At 63.6% G+C, this 13065-nt stretch carries 9 protein-coding genes and 1 riboswitch; of the genes, 6 read left to right on the top strand and 3 right to left on the bottom strand.

The genetic code is table 11. The annotated features are described in order from the left end of the window. Positions 1-31: 31 nt before the first annotated feature. The 4 genes from DNK49_RS01750 to DNK49_RS01765 all read left to right on the top strand — a co-directional run bounded on the left by DNK49_RS01750 (position 32) and on the right by DNK49_RS01765 (position 7280). Positions 32-823, top strand: coding sequence for an outer membrane lipoprotein-sorting protein (locus DNK49_RS01750; RefSeq protein ID WP_110522582.1), 792 nt, complete (start codon positions 32-34; stop codon positions 821-823). A gap of 56 nt (positions 824-879) precedes the next feature. After that, positions 880-979: riboswitch (TPP riboswitch) on the top strand. Further along, positions 972-1838 (top strand): bifunctional hydroxymethylpyrimidine kinase/phosphomethylpyrimidine kinase, encoded by an 867-nt coding sequence (gene thiD / locus DNK49_RS01755; protein ID WP_110522583.1) that lies wholly within the window; start codon positions 972-974, stop codon positions 1836-1838. (Overlaps the previous riboswitch by 8 nt.) Positions 1839-1916: 78 nt before the next feature. Further along, a complete protein-coding gene (thiC, locus tag DNK49_RS01760) occupies positions 1917-3833 on the top strand; it encodes a phosphomethylpyrimidine synthase ThiC (RefSeq protein WP_110522584.1) in 1917 nt (638 codons plus the stop codon). A 180-nt stretch (positions 3834-4013) separates the two neighbouring features. Beyond that, entirely contained in the window at positions 4014-7280 is a 3267-nt protein-coding gene (locus DNK49_RS01765; protein ID WP_110522585.1) for a DEAD/DEAH box helicase, read from the top strand. A gap of 25 nt (positions 7281-7305) precedes the next feature. Here the strand turns inward: DNK49_RS01765 and DNK49_RS01770 are convergent, their stop codons facing one another. From DNK49_RS01770 to DNK49_RS01780, 3 genes are all read right to left on the bottom strand, one after another. Continuing rightward, positions 7306-7965 carry a YiaD family glycine zipper/OmpA-like lipoprotein gene (locus tag DNK49_RS01770; RefSeq protein WP_110522586.1) on the bottom strand — a complete coding sequence of 220 codons (660 nt, stop codon included), beginning with the start codon at positions 7963-7965 and terminating at the stop codon, positions 7306-7308. A 93-nt stretch (positions 7966-8058) separates the two neighbouring features. Next, on the bottom strand, positions 8059-8442 hold the full coding sequence (crcB, locus tag DNK49_RS01775; RefSeq protein WP_110522587.1) for a fluoride efflux transporter CrcB: 384 nt from the start codon (positions 8440-8442) through the stop codon (positions 8059-8061). Between the two features lie 145 nt (positions 8443-8587). After that, positions 8588-9721 carry a mechanosensitive ion channel family protein gene (locus DNK49_RS01780; protein WP_207806859.1) on the bottom strand — a complete coding sequence of 378 codons (1134 nt, stop codon included), beginning with the start codon at positions 9719-9721 and terminating at the stop codon, positions 8588-8590. Between the two features lie 387 nt (positions 9722-10108). Here DNK49_RS01780 and DNK49_RS01785 point away from each other — a divergent pair, with 387 nt between their 5' ends. Both DNK49_RS01785 and DNK49_RS01790 read left to right on the top strand, forming a co-directional pair. Continuing rightward, entirely contained in the window at positions 10109-11839 is a 1731-nt protein-coding gene (locus DNK49_RS01785) for a glutamine--tRNA ligase/YqeY domain fusion protein (RefSeq protein ID WP_110522965.1), read from the top strand. Between the two features lie 72 nt (positions 11840-11911). Further along, positions 11912-13063, top strand: coding sequence for an efflux RND transporter periplasmic adaptor subunit (locus tag DNK49_RS01790; protein WP_110522588.1), 1152 nt, complete (start codon positions 11912-11914; stop codon positions 13061-13063). Positions 13064-13065 lie beyond the last annotated feature (2 nt).

Genomic DNA, 13065 nt, shown 5'->3' on the forward strand with positions numbered 1-13065 from the left:
CAGTGATGAAAACGCCAAGAGGATACCACTCATGACAGCCAGCATTCGATCCCGCCGGAAATTCCTGACGCTGATGGCCAGCGGGCTGACCTTGCCAGCGCTCCCCCCACACCTGTTTGCGGCTGAGGATGACGCCGGCAAGCCGGTCGACGAAGCCGCCGCCGGACTGGTCTTGCGCGCTGACGAGATCCGCTTCCCACGTGAGAGCTTCCAGACAGAGATCGACATCCAGAACTTCAGTGACGGCCAGGCCGGCGACACCCGCAAGTACCGCATCCTCTCCCGTGGCAACGAGAACACCATCGTCCTGACGCTCGAACCAATCTCGGAGCGCGGTCAGGCGCTGCTAATGCGTGGCCGAGACCTGTGGATATTCATGCCCAATGTCTCCCAACCCGTCCGCCTGTCGCTTGCCCAGCGCCTCACCGGTCAGGTGGCCAATGGGGATCTGGCCCGGGCAAACTTCGCTGGCGATTACACTCCCGCCCTGGTGGGCACCGAAGCGCTCGACGGCGTGAGCACCCACGTCCTCGACCTGACCGCAGTCGATCGCGGAGTCACCTACGCGAAGGTGAAATACTGGATCGGCGAAAAGAATGGGTACCCGTTGAAGGCGGAGTTCTATGCGCTGTCCGGCCGCCTGCTCAAGACGTGTCGTTACGAGGATTTCCGTACTTTGGGAGGTCGCGTTCGGCCCACCCGCCTCGTCATGGAAGACGCGCTCAAGAAAGGCGAGACATCGGTACTGACCTACTCCAACATGGAACTCCAGGACCTGCCCGAGCGGATGTTCACTCGCGAGTACCTGCGCCGACTGAATTAAGCCGCTCCCCTGCGGGCTTTGCGCTTGCCAGCCCGCGCACCATCCAGTATCGTCCGACCTGCCGTTGGGGGTGCCCGCGCATGTGGTGCGGGCTGAGAGAGACCCTTCGAACCTGACCCGGTTTGTACCGGCGTAGGGAAACGCAACCATGTCGTCCACCCAGAATCCCAGTTCCATTCCGAATGTCGCGACCATTGCCGGTGTCGATCCGAGCGGTGGCGCGGGCGTACTCGCCGACCTGAAGGCCTTTTCGGCCCTTGGCGCCTACGGCTGTGGCGTGATCGCCGCGCTCACTGCACAGAATACCCAGGGCGTTGCCGGGGTGCACGTTCCGCCCACCGAATTCCTGCGCCTGCAGATCGACACCCTGTACGCTGACGTCAGACTCCACGCAACCAAGATCGGGATGCTTGGCAGTGCCGAGGTGACCGCCACGGTAGCCGAGCGCCTGGCGCACTGGCAGGCCGTCAATGTGGTGCTGGATCCGGTCATGGTCGCCAAGAGCGGCGACACCTTGCTGGCAAAAAGCGCGATCTCGATGATGCGTGAGGCGCTCTTCGCCCAGGCCTTCATGATCACGCCCAACCTGCCCGAGGCCGGCGTGTTGCTCGAACAGCGTGCGCCCGAGTCGGTCAAGGAAATGTATCGCGCCGCCGAGCGCCTGCGCGAGATGCTGCCACTGTCATCCGAACGCTGGGTGCTGCTCAAGGGCGGCCACCTGCCCGGCAATGAGCTCACCGACCTGTTGTTCGACGGCGACCGCATGATCGAACTGCCTGCCCCCCGAATCGAAACCCGCAACACCCACGGCACCGGATGCACCTTGTCCTCGGCGATTGCCGCATTGTTGCCGCAGTATGCAGGCGGGTTCCGCCCGGTCGAATCCGCGGTGCGCCAGGCCCGCCAGTGGCTGCTCAATGCAATCGCGCATTCGGGTGAACTCGCGGTCGGCAACGGACACGGTCCGGTACACCATTTTCACGCCCTCTGGCGTCGCCCAGCGGCTGGCAGGTAACCCTGCCAGCGGGCTTCACGCGCCCCCATACCGGCAGACACGCATCTGCCGATCGCCACACCCCTCGGAGAGACTTCCATGAACGCCAACGAAAAATTCATCGCAGCGACCGCCCATGTGGACGAAGCCGCGATCGCCCCACTACCGAACTCGCGCAAGATCTACGTAGAGGGTTCGCGCCCGGACATCCGCGTACCGATGCGCGAAATCTCGCAATCGGACACACCCGCCTCCTTCGGCGCCGAACCCAACCCTCCGATCTACGTCTACGACTGTTCGGGCCCCTACACCGACCCCCAGGCAAGGATCGATATCCGCTCCGGCCTGCCTGCATTGCGGCAGCAGTGGATCGAAGAGCGCGGCGACACCGAGATGTTGCCCGACCTCAGCTCGGAATTCGGCCGCCAACGCGCCGCCGACCCGGCGCTGGATGAACTGCGCTTTCCCGGCCTGCACCGCAAGCCGCGCCGCGCCAAGGCCGGTGCCAATGTGACCCAGATGCACTACGCCCGCCGTGGCATCATCACCCCCGAGATGGAATACATCGCCATCCGTGAGAATCTGCGTCGCGCCGAATACATCGAATCGCTGAAGGCCGCAGGCCCCACTGGCACCAAGATGGCCGCGATGCTCGGCCGCCAGCACCCTGGCCAGCATTTTGGCGCGAGCATTCCAGCCGAAATCACCGCCGAATTCGTGCGTGACGAGATCGCCCGCGGCCGCGCCATCATCCCCAACAACATCAATCACCCGGAATCCGAGCCGATGATCATCGGTCGCAACTTCCTGGTAAAGATCAACGCCAACATCGGCAACTCGGCGCTCGGCTCCTCGATCAGCGAGGAAGTCGACAAGATGACCTGGGCGATCCGCTGGGGCGGCGATACGGTAATGGACCTGTCTACCGGCAAGAACATTCACGAAACCCGCGAGTGGATCATCCGCAACTCACCGGTGCCGATCGGCACAGTGCCCATCTACCAGGCGCTGGAGAAGGTCAACGGCAAAGCCGAGGACCTGACCTGGGAGATCTTCCGCGACACCCTGATCGAACAAGCCGAACAAGGCGTGGACTATTTCACCATCCACGCAGGGGTACTGCTGCGCTACATTCCGCTCACGGCCAATCGCATGACCGGCATCGTCAGCCGCGGCGGTTCGATCATGGCCAAGTGGTGCCTGGCGCATCACAAGGAAAGCTTCCTTTACACCCACTTCGAGGACATCTGCGAGATCATGAAGGCCTACGACGTCGCCTTCAGCCTCGGTGATGGCCTGCGCCCCGGCTCGATCTACGACGCCAACGACGAGGCCCAGCTGGGCGAATTGAAAACCCTGGGCGAGCTTACCCAGATCGCCTGGAAGCACGACGTGCAGGTCATGATCGAGGGCCCTGGCCACGTGCCACTGCACATGATCAAGGAAAACATGGACCTGCAGCTCGAGCAGTGCCACGAGGCGCCCTTCTACACCCTGGGGCCGCTGACCACAGACATCGCCCCCGGTTACGATCACATCACCAGTGGCATCGGTGCCGCCACCATTGGCTGGTACGGCACCGCCATGCTGTGCTACGTGACCCCCAAGGAACACCTTGGCCTGCCCAACAAGCAGGACGTCAAGGAGGGCATCATCACCTACAAGCTGGCCGCCCACGCTGCCGACCTGGCGAAGGGGCACCCGGGCGCACAGATCCGCGACAACGCGCTCTCCAAAGCGCGTTTCGAGTTTCGCTGGGAAGACCAGTTCAACCTCGGGCTGGATCCAGACAAGGCCAAGGAGTTCCACGACGAGACCCTTCCCAAGGAATCCGCCAAGGTTGCCCACTTCTGCTCGATGTGCGGCCCCCACTTCTGCTCAATGAAGATCACCCAGGACGTGCGCGACTTTGCTGCCCAGCAAGGTATCGACGAACAGCAGGCGCTCAACAAGGGGATGGAGGTCAAGGCCGTGGAGTTCGTCAAGAGCGGTGCCGAAGTCTATCGCAACGTGTAACACCCTCGACGGGTCGTGACAGCTGCTGGACGGGCCGCCACTGCGGCCCTTTTTTTTCAGCTCGTCGACAGGAAAGAAGGTGTTTTCCACTCCGCTTTCGGGGCTTATGACGCTTTTGAGGGTAGACTTGCGGGTTTGGCTCGTCGCCCCCTTGTGACCCCACCCTTGCAAGCCTCAAGCATGAACACCCTGGCCAACTACACAGAAGCAGACGTCCGCACCTGGCTGGGCAAACGTGAGCTGGACAAGGGTCGGAGCTATCTGCGTGCCGTCAGCGATCTGTTCTCCGACGGCGACACCCTGACTGCCCGCGTCCAGGGCACCACCCCAAAACCCTATGTAGTCAGTCTGCGCATTCATAACCATCCTTGGGCGGGTCGAGGCCTGCAGGCCAGTTGCACCTGCCCGGTAGGCTCGAACTGCAAGCATGTCGCCGCCACCCTGCTCGCCTGGCTGGAGCAACGACGTGACCCCAATCGTCCGCGTGAGCAAGTGCTCGCGTGGGTAGAGGCCTTCCGGCTGGCCAGCGCGCCCGAAGTGAAACCCGCGAGGTCAAGTTCGGCGACCCATGGCTTGCGCTACGTACTGCGCTTTCACCCCGAAACCCGCCAGTATGTGGTGTCCTGCTTCAAGGTCAGGCTCGACCGCAACGGCCAGATTCGCGGCGACGAAAGCTGGAGCAACTTCGAACGGGCACTCGACGCCCCCCCATCCTTCGTCGATGATCGCGACCTCGACATCCTGCGTCAGCTCTGGGGGCACCGCCCTCGTGGTCTGGCCTACGAGAACGCCTTGCCAGTGGCAGGGCGCAATACCGAATCACTACTGCCGCAGCTGCTCGAAAGCGGGCGCCTCCATTTCGAGAACCTGGGCAATCCGCCGCTCATGCGCGGAGACGGACGCCCGGGCCAGCTCGAATGGCTGACCACCGCCGACGGGCGCCGGGCGCCCGCCCTGCGCATCACCCCCGTGGCCGATGTCGTACTGCCGGTTGTCCCGCCCTGGTATGTCGACCGCAAGCAGCATCAAGCGGGCGTGATCACCCTGGACGGGCGCCCCGAACAGGTCGTGCGCCTGCTTTGGCTGCCCCCACTGACACCGGCCGAAGCCGAACTGGTGGCCGACACCCTGGACGACATGGCGCCCGCCCTGCCCAAGCCAACCACCGCCGCCACCCCGGCCGAGCGCATTGGCGGCCCTCCAGTCCCGGTGCTCAGACTCGGCACCCTGGACGTATTCGGCGTCAACTTCCGTAATTATCCGCGCTATGGCGTCGACCGCTTCGACTACGCCACCCTGGCGTTCCGTTACGACAGCCTGCTGATCGATGCCCACGACCAGGCGCTTTTCCACGCCTTGCCCGACGGCCGCACCGCGCGCCTCGAGCGCGACACCCGGGCCGAGCTCGCAGCCGCCCGGCGCTTGAGCCGCGCCGGCCTGCACAAGGTACCACCTGGCCGGGTACATGGTGGCTACGACAGTATTCCTCAGCACCTGTTGGGCCTCGATGCCGAGGACATCTGGGCCGAGTTCACCGCCAACGAAGTGCCTGCACTCCGTTCAGAAGGCTGGGAGGTCGACATGCCTGCCGACTTCCGCCATCACGCCATCGACATCGACGCGCTGGTACTCGACGTGGATGAGGCCGGCGAATGGCTGTCGATTTCACCAGGCATCGAGGTCGACGGCAAGCCGGTCGCCCTCGCCCCGCTGCTGACCGAACTGTTCGGCCAGGACGAACGCTGGCTGTCGGGCCGCATCGATCAGATCGCCGACAATGAGGCCATCGTCCTGCACCATGAAGAGCTCGGCCGTCTGCGCATGCCGGCCGGCCGACTCAAGCCACTGGTGCGGGCACTGGTGGATTTGTTCTCGCGAGGGGGCGACGACCTGCGCCTGTCGCGCTTCGACGCGCCCCGACTTGCCGAACTGGAACTCCCTGGCCGCGGTGCCGAGCAACTGGCCGCAATTGCACAGCGCCTGCGCAACAGCGAGGGCATCGCCAAGGTGAAGACTCCTCGGGGCTTCAAGGCCGACCTGCGTCCCTATCAGCTCGAAGGCCTGGCCTGGCTGCAACACCTCGTGCGCCATGACCTTGCGGGCATCCTCGCCGACGACATGGGCCTGGGCAAGACTGCCCAGACCCTTGCCCACCTGCTGACCGAAAAGCTGGCTGGCCGGCTCGACAAACCGGCACTGGTCGTCCTGCCAACCTCTCTGGTATTCAACTGGCAGGCTGAAGCCGCCCGCTTCACGCCGAAGCTGAAAGTGCTTAATCTGCACGGTGCCGGACGTCACGACCGCTTCGATGAACTTGACGGGGTCGATGTCGCACTGACGACCTACCCGCTACTATGGCGCGACGCGGACGCCCTGCACGCCCGCGAATGGAGCCTGCTGATCCTGGACGAGGCTCAGACGGTCAAGAACGCCGCCAGCAAGGGGGCGCAGGTGATCCGTCAGATCAAGGCCCGTCACCGCCTGGGCCTGACGGGCACGCCACTGGAGAACAACCTGGGCGAACTTTGGGCCCAGTTCGACTTTCTGCTACCTGGCTTCCTCGGCAGTCAGAAGGAGTTCACCAAGGTCTGGCGCACCCCGATCGAGAAACTCAATGACTCTGAACGGCGGGACCTGCTGGCAGCCCGTCTCAAACCCTTCATCCTGCGCCGGCGCAAGGAAGACGTTGCCACCGAACTTCCCCCCAAGACCATCATCGTACGCAGCGTGGGACTTGAAGGCGGCCAGCGTGACCTATACGAAACCGTGCGCGCCGCGATGGATGACAAGATCCGCGCAGAAATCGCCGACCGCGGCTTTGCGCGCAGTCAGATCGTCATCCTGGATGCGCTGCTGAAGCTGCGGCAGGTATGCTGCGATCCCCGTCTGCTCAAATCGCCTGCTGCACTCAAGGTCAAGGAACGCGCCAAGCTCGATCTGCTGATGGACATGCTACCCGAGCTGATCGATGAGGGCCGGCGCATCCTGGTGTTCTCCCAATTCACCCAGATGCTGGCACTGATCGCCAACGAACTGGACGAGGCGGGCATCGGCTGGGTGAGCCTGACCGGCGACACCCGCGATCGCAGGGTACCGGTCGAGGATTTCCAGAAAGGCCGTGCGCCGGTGTTCCTGATCAGCCTTAAAGCGGGCGGTGTCGGCCTCAACCTGACCGCGGCCGACACCGTCATCCATTACGACCCGTGGTGGAACCCTGCCGCCGAAAACCAGGCCACCGACCGCGCCCATCGTATCGGCCAGGACAAGCCGGTATTCGTGTTCAAGCTGATCTGCGCCGGCAGCATCGAGGAGCGCATCCTGTCGCTGCAGGAGCGCAAGGCCGCACTGGCGGCCAGCGTGCTGTCCGAAGATGCCAGCGCACTCGCCAAGTTCGGTGAAGCCGACATCGCCGCCTTGCTGGCGCCACTGCCGAAACTCAAGAACTGAGCACCGGCAGCGACACACTTCAATTTCAGCGAGCCGCCTCGGCAATGAAGATCTCGACACGACGGTTCATCGCCCGTCCGGCCACGCTGCCATTGTCGGCAACCGGTTCACGTGAGCCACGGCCGTCAATTGCAATACGGCTGGGCGACACTCCGCGAGCCGTCAGGTAATCGCGGGTTGCAGCCGCACGATTGACCGACAAGGGGTTGTTGATCGAATCAGAGCCTGTGCTGTCAGTGTGGCCAATGATGGTGACCGTGGTGACGGGGTGCTCATTCAGGCTGGACGCCAGCCGATCAAGCACCGGACGCATGTTGGGCTTGATGTCGTAGCGCCCGGTATCAAAGGAGATGTCGCTGGGAATGTCCAGCTTGAGCCGGTTGTCGGCCGTCTGGCTGACGCCGACGCCAGTGCCCTGGGTAGCCTGCTCCATCGCGGCCCGTTGCTGCTGCATGCGCTGCGACCACAGGTAGCCGCCACCCGCGCCGACAGCCGCACCCGCAGCCGCACCGATGGCAACCGCCTCACCCCGGTTGCCCTTGCCCGAGGTCGCAGCACCCAGCACGGCACCCGCGACTGCACCGATGGCAGCACCGGTACCCGTATCGCGTTGAGTCTCGTTCATGTTGGCGCAACCACCAAGAACAAGGCTGACGATACTGAGGGAAACGAGCGTTTTTTTCATGATTGTGTCTCCGAGTATGTTCCGGGAAGTCAGGACATTGTCCCGTGCCGCCTTGGCAGCATCACCGGTTGGAGTGCAACAATCCGTATCGGTTCAGGCACGCATTGCCTGGAACAGACTGTACCCAGCCCAGGTCATCAACACCGACCCGCCCACATGCGCCATCAGGTGCAGCCCCAGCCAGCCCAGTGCACCGCGCTGCAGCAGGTGAAACACCTCGGCAGAGAAGGTCGAGAACGTGGTCAACCCACCGAGCAGTCCGGTCGTCAGCAACAGCTTGAGCGCGGGCGACAGGGTCGGCCAGAGCTGGATCACCGCCAACGCGACGCCCATCAGCAGGCCACCGACAAGATTCGCAACCAAAGTGCCGAGCGGGATCGCGACGAACACCGGATTGAGCCACACCCCCAGCCCCCAGCGCAGCCATGCACCACATGCCGCCCCCAGGCCGACGGCGGCAAAAGCAGCCAGACTCATGTCACTCCCCTGTTTCTTGAACGTGCAGTCTATTGACCCGACAGGCCATCAGGCAACACCAAACGGGCGCAGAGGCGCACACCGGCGCTGTCGGCACCGAACCCACAATGACTTCCATGCCTGAGCAACCGGCAATGCAAACGCATCAGGACGCCGCCGAGACCGGCGGCGCTTCGGCGATCAGCTGCGTACCTGCAACGTGCAGCGTACGCGTCGGAAAGGCGATCTCAGCGCCATGACGTGTCACGATGTCAGCGATTTTCAGCATCACATCCTGCTTGATCTCATGAAACGCGACCCATGCAGTGGTGCGAGTGAAGGTATAGACCATGATGTCCAGTGACGAAGCTGCGAACTGGGTGAAATTGACGATCATCGTCTGATCCTGGTCAATCTCCGGATGCGCGCGCAGCATTGCCTTGATGTCGGCAACGATGGCCGCCACCTTGTGCACATCGTCGTAACGCAAACCGATGGTCTCGTTGATGCGGCGGTTGGTCATGCGTGACGGATTCTCGACGGTGATCTGCGTAAACACCGCATTGGGCACGTAGAGCGGACGCTTGTCGAAGGTACGGATGCGGGTCAGGCGCCAGCCGATCTCCTCCACCGTACCCTCGATCTGCTTGTCGGGCGAGCGGATCCAGTCACCGACGGCAAAGGGCCGATCAAGGTAAACCATCAGCCCACCGAAGAAGTTTGCCAGCAGATCCTTGGCGGCAAAGCCGACCGCAATGCCACCGATCCCGCCAAAAGCCAGGACGCCGGAGATCGAGAAGCCCAGGCTCTGCAGCCCTACCAGTACGGAGGTGATCAGCACTGACACCCGCAGCAGCTTGCCAATGGCGTCGACAGTGGTCCGGTCAATCGCCTCGCCACGCGCAACACGCCTGGCCACCACCGCGTCCTGCACATTACCGATGAAGCGCACCAGAAACCACGTCAGGCAGGCAATCACACCGACGGTACGTACCGGCTCGATCGCACCGAACACCGCAGCCTCGGTCTCGGCTTGCACCACCTCGGCGGCAAAGGCAACGCCGATGACCCAGGCCAGTACGGTCGCGGGCTGACGTGCCGCCGACACCAGGGCAAAATCCCACGGGTTGGGCGTATGGCGGGTCTTGTCCTCCAACCGGCTGAGCAAGCGGCGCAGGAAGAAGTTGGCCACCACGACGCCGAGCACAATGATGAAGACCTGCAGCAGCAAGGTTGTAGATTCGTCCCCGCCGGTGACACGCCTCAGCCATTGCTCGAGTTGATTCATGTACTGCAGCATGTGTCGCTCTGATGGATGAACATGTGCGGCATTTTAGCGGACCCGGGTGACCGATTTTCTTGAAGCGAGCCGACAAATGAAGGGGCTGGTGTGGCTGGGGCGCAGGCTGTCGAGAGCGCCGTTGGGTAGGGTATCCTGGCGGGAACAAGGCGGCGCATGTTTGAGGGCGCGCAGCGACCGGGTTTGCGCCGACGCCGCCAGGATACCCTACCCAACGGGAAGCCGAAGGCCGCGAACGTCTGCCCGCGCCCCAGCCACACCAGCTCCGCAGCGCCAGGCACGGCAGCCCCCGCCTACCGCGGCAATGCCCGTCATCGGCTACAATTCAGTCCATTTGCCGCTGCAACCCCGGCGCCACTGCGCCGCAAACCGGATCCGTTCCCGCTGATGAACCCGAAAGACACCAAACCCGCCCCAGCTCCCGCCAGCAACTTCGTGCGCAACATCGTCGATGACGACAACGCCAGCGGCAAGTGGAGCGGCCGGGTGGAAACCCGCTTCCCCCCCGAGCCCAACGGCTACCTGCATTACGGCCATGCCAAGTCGATCTGCCTGAACTTTGGCCTCGCCCAGTCGTACGGCGGTGTCTGTCACCTGCGCTTTGATGACACCAACCCTGAAAAGGAAGACCAGGAGTATGTCGACGCCATCATCGAGTCAGTGCAGTGGCTGGGCTTCGACTGGGGCCCGCACCTGTACTTCGCCTCAGACTACTTCGACATCATGTACGCCTGCGCAGTCAGCCTGATCAAGACAGGCAAGGCCTATGTCGATTCGCTGTCAGCCGAGGAGATGCGTGCCCTGCGCGGCACGCTGACCGAGCCGGGCAAGGACAGCCCGTGGCGCAAGCGTTCGATCGATGAGAACCTCGACCTGTTCGCGCGCATGCGTGCTGGCGAGTTTGCCGACGGCACCCATGTGTTGCGGGCGAAGATCGACATGGCCAGTCCCAACATCAACCTGCGTGATCCAGCCATCTACCGCATCCGCAAGGCCACCCATCACCGGACGGGCGACAACTGGTGCATCTACCCGATGTACACCTTTGCTCACCCGATCGAGGACGCCATCGAGAACATCACCCACTCGATCTGCACCCTCGAGTTCGAGGACCAGCGCCCCTTCTACGACTGGCTGCTCGACGCCCTGGCCAGTGCCGGCCACTTCCCGCGGCCGCTGCCCCAGCAGATCGAGTTCGCCCGCCTCAACCTCACCTACGTCGTGCTGTCCAAGCGCAAACTGATCCAGCTGGTGGATGAAGGCCATGTTGGCGGTTGGGACGACCCCCGCCTGCCGACGCTGATCGGCGCACGGCGTCGCGGTTTTACTGCCGAGGGCTTCCGCCTCTTTGCCGAGCGCATCGGCGTGACCAAGTCGGACACCTGGATCGACATGAGCGTGCTCGAGGAGTGCATGCGCGAGCATCTCAACGACGCAGCCGAACGCCGCGTTGCGGTACTCGACCCGCTCAAGCTGGTGATCACCAACTACCCGGAAGGGCATGGCGAGCTGTGCCAGGCGCCCAACCACCCGCTCAAGCCCGAACTGGGCAAGCGTGACATGCCCTTCAGCCGCGAGCTGTGGATCGAAGGTGAGGATTTCATGGAAGAGCCGGTCAAGGGCTTCCACCGCCTCTACCCGGGCAACACCGTCCGTCTGCGTTATGGCTATGTGGTCAAATGCACTGGCTGCGAAAAGGACGCCAATGGCAAGGTCATCAAGGTGCTTGCGGAATACATGCCGGACTCCAAGTCCGGCACCCCGGGCGCAGACAACTACAAGGTCAAGGGCAATCTGCACTGGGTTTCGGCCGAGCATGGCTACCGCAGCGAGGTGCGCCTGTACGACCGCCTGTTTGCCCATCCCCACCCCGGCCAGCGTCGCGAAGGCGATGCCGAGGGCGTAGAGCGTAACTTCCTCGACGACATCAACCCGGACTCCAAACGCGTCATCACCGCTTGGCTCGAGCCGTCGTTGCGGAGCGCAAAACCGGAAGAGCGCTTTCAGTTCGAGCGTCACGGTTACTTCGTTGCCGACCGGCGTGACACCCGGGATGGTGCTCCGATATTCAACCGGACTGTCACACTGAAGGACTCGTGGGCCAAAGGCGGCAAGTGATCCACTTTCTGTCCCGGCAAACCACTGCCTTACCGCCCAGCGGCAGATGACAACCTGACCTGCGAGACCGCCATGCCCCCCCTTGCCCGTCGTAGCCTGATGCTTGCCCTTGCCGGCATTGCGGTGCTCGCAGGGGGCTGGTGGCTGACACGGCCGACACCGCTGGCGGTCACCGTGCATGAAATCACGCGTGGCAGGGTGGAAGCCAGCATTGCCAACACCCGCGCTGGCGAGATCGAAGCCTGTCAGCGGACAAAGATGTCCACCATCATCGGTGGGCGGATCGAGACCCTGACCGTACGCGAGGGCGATCGCGTGGAAGCCGGGCAGGTGCTGATGCGCCTGTGGCATGGAGATCTCGACGCGCGTCTGGCGGTCAGTCGTGCACAGTTGGCCACCGCAACCCAACGCCAACGTGAGACCTGCACGCTGGCCGCCAACGCCGAACGCGAAGCTGAACGCCAGGCGCAACTGGTACGCCGCGGCTTTGTCTCGGCCAGCGTGGAAGAGCGCGCCCGCGCCGATGCCAGCGCCCGCCGTGCCGCCTGCGACACCCTGCGCACGGACGCGGTAACGGCCCAGGCCCAGATCGAGGCCATTGAGGCCGAGCGTCAGCGCACTGTATTGATTGCCCCCTTTGCAGGTACCGTCGCCAAGATCACCGGCGAGCTCGGCGAATACTCCACCCCCTCACCGCCTGGCGTGCCGACACCACCGGCAATCGACCTGATCGACGACAGCTGCCTTTACGTCAAGGCGCCAATGGACGAGGTCGATGCCCCCAAGATCCATCCAGGTCAGTCCGTCCGGGTCAGCCTCGAGGCCTTGCCCGGCCAAAGCTTCGAAGGTAGGGTCAAGCGCATCGCCCCGTATATCACCGCGGTCGAGAAGCAAGCCCGCACGGTCGAGGTCGATATCGATTTCGTCCATCCCGAGCAGGCTCAAGGACTGCTTGTCGGCTACAGCGCCGACGTCGAGATCGTGCTCGATGCGCGCGACGACGTGCTTCGTCTGCCGGCCTCCGCACTGCGCGAAGGGAACCGCGTGCTGGTGCTCGGTCAGGACGGCATGCTCGTCGAACGTACATTGAAGACGGGCCTGGCCAACTGGGACGCCGTCGAGGTGCTGGAAGGGCTCAATGCCGGCGACCAGGTCGTGACCTCGCTTGAGCGGGAAGGCGTGCGCGCCGGGGTGCATGCTGTGGCAGACGGCTCAGCACCCTAGGG

The sequence above is a fragment of the Parazoarcus communis SWub3 = DSM 12120 genome, from assembly GCF_003226565.1.
GTDB classification, from domain to species: Bacteria; Pseudomonadota; Gammaproteobacteria; order Burkholderiales; family Rhodocyclaceae; genus Parazoarcus; species Parazoarcus communis.

What these genes read in the sequence shown, in the direction of transcription:
- DNK49_RS01780 (WP_207806859.1), bottom strand. Translation starts at nt 9,721, where the DNA reads ATGCTGCAGTACATGAATCAACTCGAGCAATGGCTGAGGCGTGTCACC.
- thiC (WP_110522584.1), top strand. Translation starts at nt 1,917, where the DNA reads ATGAACGCCAACGAAAAATTCATCGCAGCGACCGCCCATGTGGACGAA.
- crcB (WP_110522587.1), bottom strand. Translation starts at nt 8,442, where the DNA reads ATGAGTCTGGCTGCTTTTGCCGCCGTCGGCCTGGGGGCGGCATGTGGT.
- DNK49_RS01790 (WP_110522588.1), top strand. Translation starts at nt 11,912, where the DNA reads ATGCCCCCCCTTGCCCGTCGTAGCCTGATGCTTGCCCTTGCCGGCATT.
- DNK49_RS01765 (WP_110522585.1), top strand. Translation starts at nt 4,014, where the DNA reads ATGAACACCCTGGCCAACTACACAGAAGCAGACGTCCGCACCTGGCTG.
- DNK49_RS01770 (WP_110522586.1), bottom strand. Translation starts at nt 7,965, where the DNA reads ATGAAAAAAACGCTCGTTTCCCTCAGTATCGTCAGCCTTGTTCTTGGT.
- DNK49_RS01785 (WP_110522965.1), top strand. Translation starts at nt 10,109, where the DNA reads ATGAACCCGAAAGACACCAAACCCGCCCCAGCTCCCGCCAGCAACTTC.
- thiD (WP_110522583.1), top strand. Translation starts at nt 972, where the DNA reads ATGTCGTCCACCCAGAATCCCAGTTCCATTCCGAATGTCGCGACCATT.
- DNK49_RS01750 (WP_110522582.1), top strand. Translation starts at nt 32, where the DNA reads ATGACAGCCAGCATTCGATCCCGCCGGAAATTCCTGACGCTGATGGCC.